Source organism: Streptomyces sp. NPDC058685, assembly GCF_042714725.1.
In the GTDB taxonomy this organism is placed as follows: Bacteria; Actinomycetota; Actinomycetes; order Streptomycetales; family Streptomycetaceae; genus Streptomyces.
Genome location: NZ_JBHXSL010000002.1, coordinates 132,717 through 150,718, shown reverse-complemented (window position 1 = coordinate 150,718; position 18,002 = coordinate 132,717). Strand labels below are relative to the sequence as shown.

Annotated in this window: 14 protein-coding genes; 9 read left to right on the top strand and 5 right to left on the bottom strand. The window is 70.8% G+C overall.

Features of this window, described 5'->3' with window-relative positions; genetic code table 11:
* The first annotated feature begins 72 nt into the window (after positions 1 to 72).
* The 3 genes from ACFWU3_RS02440 (at position 73) to ACFWU3_RS02430 (ending at position 3,935) form a co-directional block, all read left to right on the top strand.
* Positions 73 to 651, top strand: coding sequence for a TerD family protein (locus ACFWU3_RS02440; protein ID WP_096629140.1), 579 nt, complete (start codon positions 73 to 75; stop codon positions 649 to 651).
* Between the two features lie 106 nt (positions 652 to 757).
* Positions 758 to 2,713, top strand: coding sequence for a TerD family protein (locus tag ACFWU3_RS02435; protein ID WP_384429929.1), 1,956 nt, complete (start codon positions 758 to 760; stop codon positions 2,711 to 2,713).
* Positions 2,714 to 2,936: 223 nt separating this feature from the next.
* Positions 2,937 to 3,935 (top strand): TerC/Alx family metal homeostasis membrane protein, encoded by a 999-nt coding sequence (locus ACFWU3_RS02430; RefSeq protein ID WP_384429926.1) that lies wholly within the window; start codon positions 2,937 to 2,939, stop codon positions 3,933 to 3,935.
* Positions 3,936 to 4,033: 98 nt separating this feature from the next.
* On the opposite strand, the gene ACFWU3_RS02425 is transcribed toward ACFWU3_RS02430, so the two are convergent.
* The 3 genes from ACFWU3_RS02425 to ACFWU3_RS02415 all read right to left on the bottom strand — a co-directional run bounded on the left by ACFWU3_RS02425 (position 4,034) and on the right by ACFWU3_RS02415 (position 6,723).
* Complete coding sequence (locus tag ACFWU3_RS02425; RefSeq protein WP_384429924.1) at positions 4,034 to 5,080, bottom strand: S66 peptidase family protein; 1,047 nt, start codon at positions 5,078 to 5,080, stop codon at positions 4,034 to 4,036.
* A 283-nt stretch (positions 5,081 to 5,363) separates the two neighbouring features.
* Complete coding sequence (locus ACFWU3_RS02420; RefSeq protein WP_384429921.1) at positions 5,364 to 6,020, bottom strand: MBL fold metallo-hydrolase; 657 nt, start codon at positions 6,018 to 6,020, stop codon at positions 5,364 to 5,366.
* Between the two features lie 10 nt (positions 6,021 to 6,030).
* Positions 6,031 to 6,723 (bottom strand): maleylpyruvate isomerase family mycothiol-dependent enzyme, encoded by a 693-nt coding sequence (locus ACFWU3_RS02415; protein WP_384429918.1) that lies wholly within the window; start codon positions 6,721 to 6,723, stop codon positions 6,031 to 6,033.
* A 196-nt stretch (positions 6,724 to 6,919) separates the two neighbouring features.
* Between ACFWU3_RS02415 and uvrA the strand changes: the two genes are divergently transcribed.
* On the top strand, positions 6,920 to 9,958 hold the full coding sequence (gene uvrA / locus ACFWU3_RS02410; protein WP_384429915.1) for an excinuclease ABC subunit UvrA: 3,039 nt from the start codon (positions 6,920 to 6,922) through the stop codon (positions 9,956 to 9,958).
* Between the two features lie 144 nt (positions 9,959 to 10,102).
* Here uvrA and ACFWU3_RS02405 read toward each other — a convergent pair whose 3' ends face one another.
* A complete protein-coding gene (locus ACFWU3_RS02405) occupies positions 10,103 to 11,002 on the bottom strand; it encodes a carbohydrate kinase (protein ID WP_384429912.1) in 900 nt (299 codons plus the stop codon).
* A gap of 126 nt (positions 11,003 to 11,128) precedes the next feature.
* On the opposite strand from ACFWU3_RS02405, the gene ACFWU3_RS02400 reads away from it, so the two are divergent.
* Positions 11,129 to 11,560 carry a Rieske (2Fe-2S) protein gene (locus tag ACFWU3_RS02400; protein ID WP_384429909.1) on the top strand — a complete coding sequence of 144 codons (432 nt, stop codon included), beginning with the start codon at positions 11,129 to 11,131 and terminating at the stop codon, positions 11,558 to 11,560.
* Positions 11,561 to 11,605: 45 nt separating this feature from the next.
* On the opposite strand, the gene ACFWU3_RS02395 is transcribed toward ACFWU3_RS02400, so the two are convergent.
* Positions 11,606 to 12,547: a hypothetical protein gene (locus tag ACFWU3_RS02395; protein ID WP_384429906.1), complete on the bottom strand. Its 942-nt coding sequence runs from the start codon at positions 12,545 to 12,547 to the stop codon at positions 11,606 to 11,608.
* A gap of 399 nt (positions 12,548 to 12,946) precedes the next feature.
* Here ACFWU3_RS02395 and uvrC point away from each other — a divergent pair, with 399 nt between their 5' ends.
* The 4 genes from uvrC to whiA are packed head-to-tail and all read left to right on the top strand — an operon-like array spanning position 12,947 to position 17,863.
* On the top strand, positions 12,947 to 14,920 hold the full coding sequence (uvrC, locus tag ACFWU3_RS02390) for an excinuclease ABC subunit UvrC (protein WP_384429903.1): 1,974 nt from the start codon (positions 12,947 to 12,949) through the stop codon (positions 14,918 to 14,920).
* On the top strand, positions 14,917 to 15,852 hold the full coding sequence (gene rapZ, locus ACFWU3_RS02385; protein ID WP_313947011.1) for an RNase adapter RapZ: 936 nt from the start codon (positions 14,917 to 14,919) through the stop codon (positions 15,850 to 15,852). Before uvrC ends, rapZ begins: the two co-directional genes overlap by 4 nt.
* Entirely contained in the window at positions 15,849 to 16,883 is a 1,035-nt protein-coding gene (gene yvcK / locus ACFWU3_RS02380) for a uridine diphosphate-N-acetylglucosamine-binding protein YvcK (RefSeq protein ID WP_313947012.1), read from the top strand. Before rapZ ends, yvcK begins: the two co-directional genes overlap by 4 nt.
* Positions 16,874 to 17,863, top strand: a complete 990-nt coding sequence (whiA, locus tag ACFWU3_RS02375; protein WP_313947013.1) for a DNA-binding protein WhiA — start codon at positions 16,874 to 16,876, stop codon at positions 17,861 to 17,863. Before yvcK ends, whiA begins: the two co-directional genes overlap by 10 nt.
* Positions 17,864 to 18,002 lie beyond the last annotated feature (139 nt).

Sequence of the window (18,002 nt, the reverse complement as noted above, 5' to 3'; positions counted from 1 at the left end):
GTTGACGCAACTGCGTAGGGTGCTGGGAAGCCGCGCGTTGGGCGGCGGAATTCAGGGAGAAGGGGACAGCGCGTGACGGTCAACATGACCAAGGGTCAGGCCATCAGCCTGCAGAAGAGCGACGGGGGCACCCTCACGGCTGTACGGATGGGGCTCGGCTGGCAGGCGGCGCCCCGGCGCGGTCTGTTCGGCTCGCGCACCAGGGAGATCGATCTGGATGCCTCGGCGGTGCTGTTCGCCGACAAGCAGCCGGTGGACGTGGTCTTCTTCCGTCACCTGGTCAGCGACGACGGTTCGGTGAAGCACACCGGTGACAACCTGGTCGGCGGGGCGGGTTCGGGCGGCGACGACGAGGCGATCCTCGTCGATCTTCAGCGAGTGCCGGTCCACATCGACCAGATCGTCTTCACGGTGAACTCCTTCACCGGCCAGACGTTCCAGGAAGTGCAGAACGCCTTCTGCCGCATCGTCGACGAGACGAACGGCCAGGAGCTCGCCCGCTACACGCTCGACGGCGGTGGCCAGTACACCGCCCAGATCATGGCGAAGGTGCACCGCGCGGGCTCGGGCTGGCAGATGACGGCCCTCGGCAACCCCGCCAACGGCCGCACCTTCCAGGACCTGATGCCGTCGATCCTGCCGCACCTGTAAGCACGGCTCGCACGGACGACGCAGCTCCCGGAGGCATGAGGCCGCCGGGAGCTGCACCGATTGGCACCACCGCTCAGCACCGACCACAGCACGAGGGGACAAGGCGATGACGGCCGAGCTGGTCCGGGGGCAGAACCATCCACTGCCCGACGCCCGCCTGGAGATACGGGTGTCGGCCGGACACCCGGTCGTGGCCTGCGCGACCTGCGCCGACGAGCGGGGCGCCGTCCGGGACGACTGGATCGCCCACCCCGGAGCGCCCACCGTCCACGGCGTCGAGGTGCCCCGCCGGGCCACCGAGGCGCCCCGCTTCGCCGTCGACCTGTCGGCGGTGCCTGCGGCCGTCCACCGGCTCAACATCCTGCTCGCGCTCCCCGAAGGCACCGGCGGGCCGGCCCAGTTCGGCGCCACGGCCGCCCCGTTCCTCGCCGTCGTCGCCGAGGACGGCAGCGAGGTGGCCAGCTTCACCATCACCGGTCTGGACACCGAGACGGCCGTTGTCGCCGTCGAGGTCTACCGCCGCCAGGGCGCCTGGAAGGTGCGCGCCATGGGCCAGGGGTACGCGGGCGGGCTCGCCCAGCTCCTCGGCGACCAGGGACTGGCCACGGCCCGTGAGAAGGCCGCCGAGATCCAGGCCACCGCCGCACCGCGCACTCCGCGGACCGCGCCCGCGCCGCTGAACACCCGCGGCGCCGACGGCGCCTACACCCGCCCGGCCTCCGGCCAGACCTCCGCGGTGGACCCGACGGCCGCGGACGGTCTCGGGGCCGGCGGCGGACAGGCCCCGCCACCCGCCGACCCCCAGCACGCCACCACCCCCGACGCCCCGCCGGGATCCGGCGGGCCCATCGACTACGCCCACCCGCGTCGCCGCTCGGCCCCGCCCCCGCCGCCTCCGACCGCGCCGGCCGCCGAGCCCGGGCAGCCCGCCCGTCCCGTCGCCGGCGATGCCACCGGCTGGTCCATGGAGGAGCGGCTCTACAACCAGATCTGGGGGATGTTCGAGGACCTGGCCCGCTCGGTCGCCGCCTACCGCAGCGCGGTCGAGTTCGCCGAGAACCGCCTCGACCAGGAACTGGACCGGGCCCTGTCGGACCCGCGCAACCGTATCGGCGGCGCCGGGGACACCGCCCGTGCGGCGGCCCGCGCCAAGTGCGAGGAGCTGACGACCCAGGCGCGCCAGGCACTCGACCGGGACCTGGCCCAGCTGTCGGCCGAGTCCGATGTCGTCGAGCCGGCCCTGCCGCCGGCCTTCGCCCGCTGGGACAACCCTGTCTGGCACGCCTACCGCGTGCCCATGGAGATCCCGATGGCCCTGCGCCTCGGTGATCTCCAGCTGCCCGAGACGCCGGAGCTGCGCATCCCGTTCCTGATCAGACTGCCGCTGGAGCGCGGCTTGTGGGTGGACAGCGGACGCACCGGCTCCGAGGCCGCGATGATGCTGGACGAGGGCCAGCTGCGGAAGCTCGCCATGGACTGCGCGGTCTCCCACGCGGCCCGGCTGCTCGGGGTCTACCCGCCCGGCGAGTTCACCGTCCACGTCATCGACCCCGCCCGTACGGCAGCGGCCTCGCTCGCCCCGCTGGTCGAGTCGGGCGCGCTCGCCGGACCGCCCGCGACCGGCGCGCAGGGGGTGAGCGACACGCTCGCCAAGCTCACCCAGCGGGTGGACCTGGTGACGATGGCGGTGCGCGGCGGCGCGGCCGACGCCCTCCCGCCCGACCTGGACACCGGCGAGCAGCTGCTGATCGTCAACGACTTCCCGCACGGCTTCGACGACCGGGCCGTCACCCAGTTGCGCTACCTCGCCGACGAGGGTCCGGCGGTCGGGGTGCATCTGATGATGGTCGCGGACCGCGAGGACGCGAGCGCCTACGGGCCGGTGCTGGACCCGCTGTGGCGCTCCCTGCTGCGGATCACGCCCGTGCCGGACGATCACCTCGCCGACCCCTGGGTCCGGCACGCCTGGACGTACCAGCCGCTGACGGTCCCGCCGGGCAGCGCGGTACTGCGTCAGGTGCTGGACGCGGTGACCGCCGCTCGGCGCAACTGGGGCCGCTGACCTGCTGATTTGAAGCGTCCTTTACCCTGCGCTTTACCTTTACTTGGTGATTCCTGTACTCTCCTTTTGAACGGAGGGGAGTACTCCCGACTGCGGCGTGCCCGTCAATACGGACCGATTCACAGGTCCCGGGGCGCCGGCCGGAGCGGCAAGGACCGCTCGGGTGGAGGAGACCTCCGGCAGCGACGACGCTGATCAGTAGCCGTACGAAGCCGGAGGCGCAGTGGACGTTTCATTGAACATCTGGTTGCTGACCATTCTTGGTCTGTCAGCCCTCATCGCCGTGGACTTCTTCATCGGGCGCAAGCCCCATGACGTGTCCATCAAGGAAGCCGGAATCTGGACGATCGTCTGGATCGTCCTCGCCGCTCTGTTCGGCCTCGGCCTGCTGATGGCGGGCGAGAGCCAGGCGTCCGGCGAGTTCTTCGCGGGCTTCATCACCGAGAAATCGCTCAGCGTCGACAACCTCTTCGTCTTCGTCCTGATCATGGCGAAGTTCTCGGTGCCCTCACACCTCCAGCAGCGGGTGCTGCTCATCGGTGTGCTGATCGCCCTGGTCCTGCGAGCGATCTTCATCGCCGCCGGTGCCGCGATCATCGCCAGCTTCTCCTGGGTCTTCTACATCTTCGGCGCGTTCCTGATCTACACCGCCTGGAAGCTCATCCAGGAGGCGCGGGCCGACGACGAGGACGAGGAGTTCGAGGAGAACCGCCTCCTGAAGTCCATCGAGAAGAAGTTCGGCGTCGCCGACAAGTACCACGGCACGAAGCTCTTCATCCGCAACAACGGCAAGCGCGTCCTGACCCCCCTGATGGTGGTCATGCTGGCCATCGGCACCACCGACGTGCTGTTCGCGCTGGACTCGATCCCGGCGATCTTCGGCCTCACCCAGGACCCGTACATCGTCTTCGCCGCCAATGCCTTCGCCCTGATGGGTCTGCGGCAGCTGTACTTCCTGATCGGCGGACTGCTGAGGAAGCTGGTCCACCTCAGCTACGGCCTGTCGGTGATCCTCGGCTTCATCGGCGTGAAACTGGTGTTGCACGCACTGCACGAGAGCGGGGTGCATGTCCCCGAGATCTCGATCCCGGTCTCGCTGGCGGTCATCTGCGGCGTGCTGATCATCACCACGATCACCAGCCTCATCGCCTCCAAGAGGCAGTCCGAGCGCGAGGCGGCCCAGACGCCGGAGTCGCCGGAGAAGGACAGCATCGGGGCCTGACGGACCTGATGAACGGTGGGCGGGGACAGCGGCTGCTGTCCCCGCCCACCGGCGTTTCCGTGCCCACCGGCGTTCCCTCGGTCCCGGCCTTCGCCGAGTCAGTACGTCACCGTGATACGCCGGGCCGGCCCGTCCACCCGGACGTGCCCGCCGTAGGGAATGATCAGCTGCGGATCGGTGTGTCCGAGGTCGACGTCGAAGACGGCCATGATGTCCGGCGCGTAGACCTCCAGCGCGCGCAGCACCGCCTCGCGCTGGTCGCGCGCGTACCGGGCCCGCTCCGCCAGGCCGCCGGGCCGGTCGAAGGACCAGGTCTTGGCCCGGCCCATCAGCAGCGCGTCGAAGCGCTCCAGGAGTCCCCGCTCGCCCATGGCACGCAGGATCCGGAACACCTCCTCGGCCGACGGCAGTTCCTCGTCGGTCTCCAGCACCAGCACTCCGCCGTCGTACGCCGAGAGGTCGGAGCTGATCTCGCGGTCCGCCATCAACAGCCAGGACAGCACCGAGAGATTCCCGCCCCACGAACGCCCCTCGACGACGTGCTCGGGCCCGTGCCACCACCAGCCGCCGCCCGGATCCGTCTCCGGCTCGGCCTCGAACGTCGCCGGATCCGCCCAGTCTCGGTCGACGACCCGGAACCGGTCGGCGGCGCGGAGTTCGTACGGACCCGAGGTGAACAGGGCGGCCCGCATTGAGTCGGCGGTCAGCGGCTCCATGGCTCCCGGTCGGCCCAGCTCGACCATCACGCTGCCGCCGTGGTAGCTGACGATGCCGGTGTTCCAGAGGTAGCAGTGCAGGGCCGTGTTGTCGCTGTACCCGAAGAAGGGCTTCGGGTTCGCCCGGATCAACTCCCGGTCCAGATACGGCAGCACGGTGATCTGGTCGTCCCCGCCGATGCTCGCGATGACGGCCGTGATGCCGGGATCCGCGAAGGCCGCGTGGATGTCGCGGGCCCGCTCCCGCGGCGACGAGCCCATCCTGCGGGTCGTCGGGTACTCGACCGGAACGAGCCCGAAGTCGTCGCGCAGCCGGGCGAGACCGAGTTCGAACGGCAGCGGCAGCAGTCCCGGAAGTCCGCTGGAGGGCGAGAGGACCGCGATCCGGTCGCCGGGACGGGGCTTGGGAGGGTGGACGGGCTGCGTCATGGCCCGGAGGTTAGCCGTGCGCCGCCATCGGGCGACAACGGTTTCTCGCCGGACGCGGACCGAGGTGTACGGCATTCGGTATGGCAGTCGGGAAACGGATCGACGCGTACCGCGGCCCGGAAGCGGACCACGCGAACCGCCGCCCGGACGCGGACTCTTCCCCACCTCCGCCCCCGACATGGAGCGACGCGTACCGCCGCCCGGACGCGGACCGACCCGCACACGCGCCGCGACCCCGTCCCCATCGCCGCCCGGGCGCCGGAACTCCCCAACAGCTGTGCGTTCACCAGCCGCGTCGGCGCCACTCCGCCAGGTGCGGCCGCTCGTCGCCGAGCGTCGTGTCCTTGCCGTGGCCCGGATACACCCACGTCTCGTCCGGCAGCGGCCCGAAGAGCTTCTCCTCGACACCGTCGATCAGGCTCTGGAACGCCACCGGGTCCTTGCGGGTGTTGCCCACCCCGCCGGGAAAGAGGCAGTCGCCGGTGAAGATGTGCGGGTGTCCGTGCGGGTCGTCGTAGACCAGGACGATCGACCCCGGCGTGTGGCCCACCAGATGCCGGGCGGTCAGCTCGACCCGGCCGACGCGGATGACGTCGCCGTCCTCGACCTGTACGTCCGTGGCGACGGGAATGCCCTCGGCGTCGAAGCGCCCCGCATAGGTCCGCGCGCCCGTCGCCGCGACCACATCGGAGAGTGCCTGCCAGTGGTCGCCGTGGCGGTGCGTGGTGACCACCGAGGCGATGGAGTCGTCGCCGATCAGCCGGAGCAGCGTCTCCGGCTCGTTCGCCGCGTCGATCAGCAACTGCTCGTCCGTGGCGCGGCAGCGCAGCAGAAAAGCGTTGTTGTCCATCGGACCGACGGCGACCTTGGAGATCATCAGGTCCGTCAGTTCGTGAACGTCCGCAGCGCCGCCGACCTTCACCACTCCGCTGTACGTCATGGAGATCAGCCTATAGCGGGGGCAGCGCGGGGAGCAGGGCTCCCGCGGTGTCCAGGGCGGCCCCGTCCCGGCGGCCGGCGAGCCAGCCCACGAGCGCGGCCGCGGGGCCGGAGACGGTGACCGGGGCGCCGTCGGTACCACCGGTGTGCCACTCGCCACCGGAGCCGTCCGTCGCGACGATCCGGGTCGGGGGGACGTCCGGCCGGCCGGAGAACCGCTGCGCGAGGAAGTCGATCTCCCGGGCGGTGAACTCCTCCGAAAGGTCCTCGAGCTCGTAGCCCACGTCGAGGTCCACATGGTGCAGCTCGACCTCGACGAGGCGGCGGAAGGGGACCCGGGCGGCGGCGTCGGTGACGCCGTTGCGCAGCTGGACCGTGCGCCGCCAGTCGGCGGGGAGCGAGCCCACGGCCTCCAGGCGGGCCGCGCTGTCGCGCAGGTCGGCGAGCTGGACGTCCAGCGGGCGCGGGGCGTCCCGCTCGATGTCGGCCTCGCGCGCCTCGGCGCTCGCGTACATCGGACGGCCTTCGAGAATATTTACGATCGCGTCGGCGTTACGGGATACATGAGCAAGGACATGTCCGCGGCTCCAGCCCGGTAGCCGTGACGGACCGGCGAGGGCGGCGTTGTCCAAGGAGTCGACTGCGGTGAGCAGCCGCTCGGTCGCTTCACGTACAGATGCCAGGTCGCGCAGGGGATCGATCATGAGGCCGACGATAGCCCGGCCACACGTTCGGGTGAAGGTGGCTGAGCGCGGTCTGAAATCGAATGCACGTGCTATAGCCTGGTCCGAGGCATCCTTGCTTGTCTGGCATTCATCGATCTGGCGCCCTCCGTAGGCTGGAACAGTCTGGGACGGGGGCCGGTGCCCCCGCTTCTCTGAAGAAAGGTGCGGACCCGGCGTGGCCGACCGTCTCATCGTTCGTGGCGCTCGCGAGCACAATCTCAAGAACGTTTCGCTCGACCTCCCCCGTGACTCCCTCATCGTCTTCACGGGGCTCTCCGGGTCGGGCAAGTCCTCGCTCGCCTTCGACACGATCTTCGCCGAGGGCCAGCGCCGGTACGTGGAATCCCTGTCGTCGTACGCCCGCCAGTTCCTCGGTCAGATGGACAAGCCGGACGTCGACTTCATCGAGGGTCTCTCCCCGGCCGTCTCCATCGACCAGAAGTCGACCTCGCGCAACCCGCGCTCGACGGTCGGCACCATCACCGAGGTCTACGACTACCTCCGCCTGCTGTTCGCGCGGATCGGCAAGCCGCACTGTCCCGAGTGCGGCCGCCCCATCACGCGCCAGTCGCCGCAGGCCATCGTCGACAGGGTGCTCGAGCTTCCCGAGGGCAGCCGCTTCCAGGTGCTCTCGCCGCTGGTGCGCGAACGCAAGGGCGAGTTCGTCGACCTCTTCTCCGATCTCCAGACCAAGGGATACAGCCGCGCCCGGGTCGACGGGCAGACGATCCAGCTCGCCGAGCCGCCGACGCTGAAGAAGCAGGAGAAGCACACCATCGAGGTGGTCATCGACCGCCTCACGGTCAAGGACAGCGCCAAGCGCCGGCTGACGGACTCCGTGGAGACCGCGCTCGGCCTCTCCGGCGGCATGGTCGTGCTCGACTTCGTCGACCTCCCCGAGGACGACCCCGAGCGCGAGCGGATGTACTCGGAGCACCTGTACTGCCCGTACGACGACCTGTCCTTCGAGGAGCTCGAGCCGCGCTCGTTCTCCTTCAACTCGCCCTTCGGCGCCTGCCCCGACTGCACCGGCATCGGCACGCGCATGGAGGTCGACCCCGAGCTGATCGTCCCGGACGAGGAGAAGTCCCTCGACGAGGGTGCGATCCACCCCTGGTCGCACGGCCACACCAAGGAGTACTTCGGCCGGCTGATCGGCGGGCTCGCCCAGGCGCTCGGGTTCTCCACCGACATGCCCTGGGGCGGACTGCCGCAGCGTGCCAAGAAGGCCCTGCTGTACGGCCACAAGACCCAGGTCGAGGTCCGCTACCGCAACAGGTACGGCAGGGAGCGCGCGTACACCACGCCCGCCTTCGAAGGCGCGGTGCAGTTCGTCAAGCGGCGGCATCAGGAGGCCGAGAGCGACTCCAGCAGGGAGCGCTTCGAGGGCTACATGCGCGAAGTCCCCTGTCCCACCTGCCAGGGCACCCGGCTGAAGCCGATCGTCCTCGCGGTGACGGTGATGGAGAAGTCCATCGCCGACGTCTCCGCGATGTCGATCAGCGAGTGCGCCGAGTTCCTCGGCCGTCTGACGCTGAACGCCCGGGACAAGAAGATCGCCGAGCGGGTGCTCAAGGAGGTCAACGAGCGGTTGCGGTTCCTGGTCGACGTCGGCCTGGACTACCTCTCGCTGAACCGCGCGGCCGGCACCCTCTCCGGCGGCGAGGCCCAGCGCATCCGGCTCGCCACCCAGATCGGCTCCGGACTCGTCGGTGTGCTGTACGTCCTGGACGAGCCGTCCATCGGTCTGCACCAGCGTGACAACCACCGGCTCATCGAGACCCTCGTCCGGCTCCGTGACATGGGAAACACCCTCATCGTCGTCGAGCACGACGAGGACACCATCAAGGTGGCCGACTGGGTCGTCGACATCGGTCCGGGCGCCGGCGAGCACGGCGGCAAGGTCGTGCACTCGGGCTCGCTCAAGGATCTGCTCGCCAACAAGGCGTCGATCACCGGTCAGTACCTCGCCGGGAAGCGGTCCATCCCGACCCCCGACATCCGTCGGCCCATGGACCCGGGACGGCAGCTCACCGTCCACGGCGCCCGTGAGAACAACCTGCGGGACATCGACGTCTCCTTCCCGCTCGGTGTCCTGACCGCCGTCACCGGTGTCTCCGGCTCCGGCAAGTCGACCCTGGTCAACGACATCCTCTACACGCACCTGGCGCGTGAGCTGAACGGCGCCAAGTCGGTGCCCGGCCGGCACACCCGCGTCGACGGCGACGACCTCGTCGACAAGGTCGTGCATGTCGACCAGTCGCCGATCGGCCGCACCCCGCGGTCGAACCCGGCGACGTACACCGGTGTCTTCGACCATGTCCGCAGGCTCTTCGCCGAGACGATGGAGGCCAAGGTCCGGGGCTACCTCCCCGGCCGGTTCTCCTTCAACGTCAAGGGCGGCCGCTGCGAGAACTGCTCGGGCGACGGCACCATCAAGATCGAGATGAACTTCCTTCCGGACGTCTACGTCCCGTGCGAGGTCTGCCACGGTGCGCGCTACAACCGGGAGACCCTGGAGGTCCACTACAAGGGCAAGTCCATCGCCGAGGTGCTGGACATGCCGATCGAGGAGGCCTTGGACTTCTTCGAGGCCGTCCCGACGATCTCCCGTCATCTGCGCACGCTCAACGAGGTCGGTCTCGGATACGTCCGGCTCGGCCAGTCCGCGCCGACGCTCTCCGGCGGTGAGGCCCAGCGGGTGAAGCTGGCGTCCGAGCTCCAGAAGCGCTCGACGGGCAGCACGGTGTACGTGCTCGACGAGCCGACGACCGGTCTGCACTTCGAGGACATCAGCAAGCTGATCAACGTGCTGTCCGGATTGGTCGACAAGGGCAACACGGTCATCGTCATCGAGCACAACCTCGATGTGATCAAGACCGCGGACTGGGTCGTCGACATGGGACCGGAAGGCGGCAGCGGCGGCGGACTCGTCATCGCGGAAGGCACTCCGGAGCAGATCGCCGGGGTCCCGACCAGCCACACCGGCAAGTTCCTGCGGGACATCCTGGACACGGAGCGGATCAGCGACGCGGTGGTGCCGCAGGCGCGCTCGGGCACCAGGAAGAAGGCCGCGGCGAAGAAGCCCGCGACCACGGCCGCCGCGAACTCGGTCCCCACCGTGAAGGCACCCGTCACCAAGAACACCGCGAAGAAGGCGGTGGCCAAGAAGACGGCGGCGAAGAAGACGGCGGCCCGCGCCCGCAAGGCCTGAGCACCGTAGTCGACAGCGTCATCGGTCTCTCCCCGAGCCATCGGGGGGAGACCGATCTCGTTCGGTCCGTGTGCGGCCTTCCGCCCGCGTGCGGAATCCCGGCCGCGTCGGGCGTCCCGCCCGCGTTCGATCCCCGACGGCTCGTCAGTCCCGGCGCAGTTCCCAGGCGTAGGGCGGCTCCGCCCCCGTACGGGAGCAGGTCACCGCCGCCGCTCGTGCCGCGAAGTCCAGCACCGCACGCCAGCCCTCCGCGTCCAACCGGGCCATGCCGTCCGCCGACAGGGCGTCCCGGGCCGCGAGGCCGTGCAGCAGGGCCGCGTTCACCGTGTCGCCCGCGCCGATGGTGTCGGCGACGCGCACCTGTGTCGCGGGCACGGAGACCTCCGTCCCGGTCCGCGTCCGCACCCTCATGCCCTCGTCGCCCCGCGTCAGCACCACCGCCGCCGGGCCCTCGGGCACACCGCCCAGCCAGCGGGCGTCGTCCTCCGAGAGCTTCAGCAGCGACACCGACGGCAGCCAGTCGGCGAACCGCGCACGGTAGGCGTCCGGGTCCGGGATCAGCCCCGGCCTGATGTTCGGGTCGAGCAGCGTGAACAGCCCGCGCTCCGCCTCCCGCCGCAGCAGTGCCTCGTACGCGCTCGCGCCCGGCTCCAGGACCAGCGAGCAGGTGCCGAACGCCACCGCCCGTGCCGCGTCCGGCAGCTGGAGCGGCAGTTCGAACAGCCGGTCGGCGCTGCCCTCGGCGTAGAAGCCGTAGCCGGCGGAGCCGTCCGCGCCGAGGGACGCGACCGCCAGCGTCGTCGGCTCCGGACCGCGCGCCACCAGCCCGGTGTCGACACCCGCGTCCCGTAGGCCGGCCAGCAGTGCCTCCCCGAAGCCGTCCGTGGACATCCGGGAGCAGAAGGCGGCGCGCGCGCCGAGGCGCCCCAGCGCCACAGCGGTGTTGTACGGTCCGCCGCCGAGGCGAGGCAGCAGCATCGGCAGGGGCTCGCCGTCCCCGTGCGGGACCAGGTCGATCAGGGATTCACCGGCGACGACGATCACGGCCCAGAACGTAACTCATAACCACGGCCGGGGGGAGGCATCCCGCCCTCGGGGCCGCGGGTACGCGCCGGTATTGTCGGGTCTGTCGCAAGCCCTGCGACCGATGCTCTGATCTGTGGAGTCTGCATGTCCGGCCACCCCTCAGCCGCCCGCCGCACCGTGCTGAAAGGCGCCGCCCTCGCCGGGGCCGCCGGCCTCGGGGTCGCCGCCTGCTCGACCGAGTCCAAGCTCGGCCACGCGGAGAACCCCACCCCGACCGCGCCCGTCGACCTCGGCGCGGCCGACGCCGTGCCGGTCGGTGGTGCCAAGCTCTACCGCGAGCAGCGCCTGATCGTGAGCTGCCCGGCCGCGGGCCAGTACCGGGCGTTCAGCGCCCAGTGCACCCACGCCGGCTGCGTCCTCGACAAGGTCGAAGGCACCGAGGGCAACTGCCCGTGCCACGGCAGCCGCTTCGACGTGACCACCGGCAAGGCGCTCCAGGGCCCGGCGACCGTGCCGCTGCCCGAGGTGCCGGTCACCGCCAAGGACGGAAAGCTGGTCGCGGGGCCGAGCGCGTAAGACGTCCGGCACCGGCCACCGGCCGGATGGTCGACCTGTCCGGGCTCACTCCCAGTCCCAGTCGATCCCGAGGATCCCGGGCCGCACACCCTGCTCGACCAGATGCACCGTCCGGTGCCTGCCGCTGAGCGGCAGAGCCGTCCGGGCGCCCCGCGGCGCACCCGTGGTGGCCTGGGCGAACCGGCGGCACCGGGCCGGCAGGGCCCCTTCGTCGAACCGGACCTGAAGGACGTACTGCCCGCCCGCGAAGGTGAAGCCGCGGACGTACTCACTGCTGGGGCCGCCGGTGCCGTCCTCGAAGCCGTAGCCGAAGAGATACGTCTCACCCGTCCGCAGCCGGGCGTCGAAGAGCAGTTCCGCGACGATGATCCCGGTCTCGCGGTGCCAGCGGACCCGGCCGGTACGGCAGTTCTCCAGGGCGCTCACCCGGACCAGCGCCGGGTCGCAGCCCGGGTCCCCGTGGTGGACGGCCAGATAGCGGTCGACGCCGTCACGGTGGGCGCGGACGACATGCTGCGAATCCCGGCCCACCAGCTCCCGCCCGGCGCCGATCCGCACCCGCTCGTGGTGTCCCACGGTGTGCAGCCCGGCGTCCGCCGGCGTCTCCATGTCGGCGAGCAGCCGCTCCACGACACCGGACACCTCGGCCAGGGAGCGGTGGGAACGTCCGGCGGGACGTTCGACGTCGAGGCCCGCGCCGTGCTCGCCGACGCCGAGGAGCCGGGTCAGTGAGTTGCCGGGCAGCTCCAGCACCTCCTCCAGCGCGCGTACCGCCCGCAGCGACTCCGGACGCTGCGGCCGGCGGGCGCCCTGCTGCCAGTAACTGAGGCTGGTCACCCCGACCTTGATGCCGCGGTGGGCGAGATGGTGCTGCACCCGCTGGAGCGGCAGTCCGCGCACCGCGAGGGCGGCCCGCAGCGCCAGATGGAACGGCCCGGTGTGCAGCACCTGTGCCAGATCGGCGGTATCAAGGTCGGGGCGACCCATGGAACCTCCAGCGGCTTCGGGGTACGGCTGCGCGGCCTGCGACGGCCCGGATGAACGGTCGGGACGGGAACGGGGCGCCGTGAGCGGGCGGCCCGGCCGTCCGGCCGGGGCGGGGGAGGTGTTCACATCCCGGTCGCGCGTTCACAGTCCCGTGTCCACCGCATTGAAGCGGGTTGACCTATCCGCGACAAGGATTCGGGCACAACCGCAGGGTCCCCGGACGCGCTCCGTCCCCCTTGCGCACGCGCCGTGCCGGCAGCCTCTCGCACGGTGAGCGGAGCGCGTCCCGGGGCGAGCCGCGCCGGACGCCGTAGCGGCACCTGAGAGCCGCTGGAGCCTCCTGCCCGGTGCACGCCCGCGCGCCCCGCGGTGTCACCCTCCGCCAGTAGGGTGGTCGGCATGGCAGACCCCTCCAGCTACCGTCCCAAGCCGGGAGAGATCCCCGACTCGCCGGGGGTCTACCGGTTCCGCGACGATCACCGCCGGGTGATCTACGTCGGGAAGGCGAAAAGCCTCCGCCAGCGCCTCGCCAGCTACTTCCAGGACCTGGCGAATCTGCACCCGCGCACGGCGACGATGGTCACCACCGCGTCCTCCGTCGAGTGGACCGTCGTCTCCACCGAGGTCGAGGCGCTCCAGCTGGAGTACTCCTGGATCAAGGAGTACGACCCGCGGTTCAACGTCAAGTACCGGGACGACAAGAGCTACCCCTATCTCGCGGTCACGCTCAACGAGGAGTTCCCGCGCGTCCAGGTGATGCGCGGTGCCAAGCGCAAGGGCGTGCGGTACTTCGGTCCGTACGGCCACGCCTGGGCGATCCGCGAGACCGTCGACCTGATGCTGCGTGTCTTCCCCGTACGCACCTGCTCCGCCGGCGTCTTCAGGAACCATCAGCAGAAGGGCCGGCCCTGTCTGCTCGGCTACATCGGCAAGTGCTCCGCGCCCTGCGTCGGCCGGGTCACGCCCGAGGAGCACCGCGAACTGGCCGACGAGTTCTGCGACTTCATGGCCGGCCGCACCGGCACCTACATCCGCCGCCTGGAGCGGCAGATGACCGACGCGGCCGAGGAGATGGAGTACGAGCGTGCGGCCCGGCTGCGGGACGACATAGGGGCGCTCCGGCGCGCCCTGGAGAAGAACGCCGTCGTGCTCGCCGACGCCACCGACGCCGACGTGATCGCGGTCGCCGAGGACGAGCTGGAAGCGGCCGTGCAGATCTTCCACGTCCGCGGCGGCCGGGTGCGCGGACAGCGCGGCTGGGTCACCGACAAGGTCGAGGCCGTCGACACCGCAGGGCTCGTCGAGCACGCGCTCCAGCAGCTGTACGGCGAGGAGAGCGGCGACGCGGTGCCCAAGGAGGTCCTCGTCCCCGCCCTCCCCGACGACTCGGACGCCGTCAGCCAGTGGCTCGGCCAGCGCCGGGGGTCGAACGTCTCCCTGCGCATCCCCCAGCGCGGGGACAAGAAGGACCTGATGGCGACGGTCCAGCGCAACGCGCTCCAGGCGCTGGGCCTGCACAAGACCAAGCGCGCCAGCGACCTCACCACCCGCTCACGCGCCCTGGAGGAGATCGCGGAGGCCCTCGGGCTGGACTCGGCGCCGCTGCGGATCGAGTGCTTCGACATCTCCCACCTCCAGGGCGAGGACGTCGTGGCCTCGATGGTGGTCTTCGAGGACGGCCTGGCACGCAAGAGCGAGTACCGCCGCTTCCAGATCAAGACCTTCGAGGGCCAGGACGACGTCCGGTCCATGCACGAGGTGATCAGCCGGCGCTTCCGCCGCTATCTCGCGGAGAAGGACAGGACCGGCGAGTGGATCGGCGAGGACGCGCCCGCCGAGGACGACGGGAAGCCCAAGCGATTCGCTTACCCGCCGCAGCTCGTCGTCGTCGACGGCGGAAAGCCGCAGGTGGCCGCCGCCCAGCGCGCGCTCGACGAGCTGGGCATCGACGACGTGGCGGTCTGCGGACTGGCCAAGCGGCTGGAAGAGGTCTGGCTGCCGCGTGAGGACGACCCGGTGATCCTGCCGCGTTCCAGCGAGGGGCTCTACCTCCTTCAGCGCGTCCGGGACACCGCCCACGACTTCGCCATCCGCTACCAGCGCTCCAAGCGGACCAAGCGCATCAGGACCAGCCCGCTGGACGCGGTGCCCGGTCTGGGCGAGACCCGCAAACAGGCGCTGATCAAGCATTTCGGGTCGGTCAAGCGGCTGCGACAGGCGACAATCGAGCAGATCTGCGAGGTTCCCGGCATGGGCCGCAAGACGGCGGAATCCGTGGTGGTGGCCCTTGCCCAGGCGGCTCCGGCCGTCCCTGCCGTGAATACGGCAACAGGAGAGATCATGGAAGAGAACGACGGGGGCAGTACGACATGACCGAGCACGACGGAGACGGAGCAGACGTGAGTACGGGCACCACGATCGAGCCCGGCGGTGCCGCGGACGCGGCCATCCCCGAGCTGGTGATCATCTCCGGTATGTCCGGCGCCGGGCGCAGCACGGCGGCCAAGTGTCTGGAGGACCTCGGCTGGTTCGTCGTCGACAACCTCCCACCCGCCCTGATCCCCACCATGGTGGAGCTCGGCGCCCGCTCGCAGGGCAATGTGGCCCGGATCGCGGTCGTCGTCGACGTCCGCGGCCGGCGGTTCTTCGACAACCTCCGCGAGTCCCTCGCCGACCTCGACTCCAAGCAGGTCACGCGCCGGATCGTGTTCCTGGAGTCCTCCGACGACGCCCTGGTCCGCCGCTTCGAGTCGGTCCGCAGGCCGCACCCCCTCCAGGGCGACGGCAGGATCGTCGACGGCATCGCGGCCGAGCGCGATCTGCTGCGTGAGCTGCGCGGCGACGCCGACCTGGTGATCGACACCTCCAGCCTGAACGTGCACGAGCTGCGCGCCAAGATGGACGCCCAGTTCGCCGGCGACGAGGAGCCCGAGCTGCGGGCCACCGTCATGTCGTTCGGCTTCAAGTACGGGCTGCCCGTGGACGCGGACCTCGTCGTCGACATGCGGTTCCTGCCGAACCCGCACTGGGTCCCGGAGCTGCGCCCCTTCACCGGCCTGAACGAAGAGGTGTCGAACTACGTCTTCAACCAGCCCGGCGCCAAGGAGTTCCTCGACCGCTACACCGAGCTGCTCCAGCTGATCGCCGCCGGCTACCGCCGTGAGGGCAAGCGGTACGTGACCATCGCCGTCGGCTGCACGGGCGGCAAGCACCGCTCCGTCGCCACGTCCGAGAAGCTCGCCGCCCGGCTCTCCTCCGCGGGCGTCGAGACGGTCGTCGTCCACCGTGACATGGGGCGCGAGTGAGCGGACAGGCCATCCGTCTGCGTCGGCTGCGCAGGACCGCGCACACGCTCGCGGGGCGGAACCGCGGCGCCCAGCCCAAGGTGGTCGCCCTCGGCGGCGGCATGGGCCTCTCCGCGTCGCTCACGGCCCTGCGCCGTATCACCGGCGACCTCACCGCGGTCGTCACCGTCGCCGACGACGGCGGCTCCAGCGGCCGGCTCCGGGAGGAGCTGGGCGTGCTGCCGCCCGGCGATCTGCGCAAGGCGCTGGCGGCCCTGTGCGGCGACGACGAATGGGGCCAGACCTGGGCCCGGGTGATCCAGCACCGCTTCCAGTCCAAGGGCGATCTGCACGAGCACGCGGTCGGCAATCTGCTGATGGTGGCGCTGTGGGAACAGCTCGGCGACCACGTCCAGGCGCTCGACCTCATCGGCAGGCTGCTCGGCGCGCACGGCCGGGTGCTCCCCATGTCCGCCGTGCCGCTGGAGCTCCAGGCACTGGTCAGGGGCCACGACCCGGCGCGCCCGGACGACGTGGAGACGGTCCGTGGCCAGGCGACCGTGGCGCTGACCCCGGGAGAGGTGCAGTCCGTGCACCTCGTGCCGCACGACCCGCCGGCCGTCCCGGAGGCCGTCGCCGCCGTACGGGACGCCGACTGGGTGGTTCTCGGGCCCGGATCCTGGTTCTCGTCGGTGATTCCGCACCTTCTGGTGCCCGAACTGCTGGACGCGCTGGTCGAGACGAAGGCCCGCCGGGTCCTGTCGTTGAACCTCGCGCCCCAACCCGGCGAAACAGAAGGCTTCTCACCGCAGCGTCATTTGGAGGTTTTGGGACGACACGCGCCTAAACTCGCCCTCGACGTGGTGCTGGCCGACGAGGCCGCCGTGCCCGACCGAGAGTCCCTCGCCGATGCCGCAAAGAGCCTCGGCGCCGCGGTCGAGCTGGCCCCCGTGGCCTCGCCCGACGGCGTTCCGAAGCATGATCCGGAGCTGTTGGCCGCCGCGTACGACCGTATTTTTCGGATGCATGGAAGGATCGGCCCATGGCGATGACGGCAGCGGTGAAGGACGAAATCTCCCGGCTTCCCGTCACCCGGACCTGCTGCAGAAAGGCGGAGGTCTCGGCGATCCTGCGGTTCGCGGGCGGGCTGCACCTGGTGAGCGGCCGCATCGTGATCGAGGCGGAGCTGGACACCGGCATCGCCGCGCGCCGGCTGAAGCGGGACATCCTGGAGATCTTCGGACACAGCTCCGAGCTGATGGTGATGGCGCCCGGGGGACTGCGCCGCGGCTCGCGCTATGTCGTACGCGTGGTGGCGGGCGGCGACCAGCTCGCCCGCCAGACAGGGCTGGTCGACGGCCGGGGGAGGCCGATCCGCGGCCTGCCGCCGCAGGTCGTCTCCGGTGCCACCTGTGACGCGGAGGCCGCCTGGCGCGGGGCGTTCCTGGCGCACGGTTCGCTGACCGAGCCCGGCCGCTCCTCGTCGCTGGAGGTCACCTGCCCCGGCCCCGAGGCGGCGCTCGCGCTGGTCGGCGCGGCCCGCCGGCTCTCCATCGCCGCGAAGGCGCGGGAGGTGCGCGGTGTGGACCGCGTCGTCGTCCGTGACGGTGATGCGATCGGCGCGCTGTTGACGCGTCTGGGTGCGCACGAGTCGGTGCTCGCCTGGGAGGAGCGGCGTATGCGGCGCGAGGTCCGCGCCACCGCCAACCGCCTCGCCAACTTCGACGACGCCAACCTCCGCCGCTCGGCACGGGCCGCTGTGGCGGCGGGTGCCCGGGTCCAGCGCGCGCTGGAGATCCTGGGCGAGGAGGTGCCCGAGCACCTCGCGGCCGCCGGACGGCTGCGCATGGAGCACAAGCAGGCATCCCTGGAGGAGCTGGGCGCGCTCGCCGACCCGCCGCTGACGAAGGACGCGGTCGCGGGCCGGATCCGCCGGCTGCTGGCGATGGCCGACAAGCGGGCACAGGACCTCGGTATCCCCGGCACCGAGTCCACCCTCTCCGAGGAACTGGCCGACGGTCTCGTCGGCTGACCCACCGCTCTCTCGTCCGTTCCGACGCTGCCGGTGCCCCCTGGGCACCGGCAGCTTCCGTTGTTCACTCGTGTGCCCGGCCCGGCCTTCTTGACATGGCCATGGGGTGTGATGAGTCTGGCGTCTGTTCACTTTCCTG

Coding starts and splice junctions, on each gene's coding strand:
- ACFWU3_RS02435 (WP_384429929.1), top strand. CDS start 758: ATGACGGCCGAGCTGGTCCGGGGGCAGAACCATCCACTGCCCGACGCC.
- ACFWU3_RS02425 (WP_384429924.1), bottom strand. CDS start 5,080: ATGACGCAGCCCGTCCACCCTCCCAAGCCCCGTCCCGGCGACCGGATC.
- ACFWU3_RS02420 (WP_384429921.1), bottom strand. CDS start 6,020: ATGACGTACAGCGGAGTGGTGAAGGTCGGCGGCGCTGCGGACGTTCAC.
- ACFWU3_RS02415 (WP_384429918.1), bottom strand. CDS start 6,723: ATGATCGATCCCCTGCGCGACCTGGCATCTGTACGTGAAGCGACCGAG.
- ACFWU3_RS02400 (WP_384429909.1), top strand. CDS start 11,129: ATGTCCGGCCACCCCTCAGCCGCCCGCCGCACCGTGCTGAAAGGCGCC.
- ACFWU3_RS02395 (WP_384429906.1), bottom strand. CDS start 12,547: ATGGGTCGCCCCGACCTTGATACCGCCGATCTGGCACAGGTGCTGCAC.
- uvrC (WP_384429903.1), top strand. CDS start 12,947: ATGGCAGACCCCTCCAGCTACCGTCCCAAGCCGGGAGAGATCCCCGAC.
- rapZ (WP_313947011.1), top strand. CDS start 14,917: ATGACCGAGCACGACGGAGACGGAGCAGACGTGAGTACGGGCACCACG.
- whiA (WP_313947013.1), top strand. CDS start 16,874: ATGGCGATGACGGCAGCGGTGAAGGACGAAATCTCCCGGCTTCCCGTC.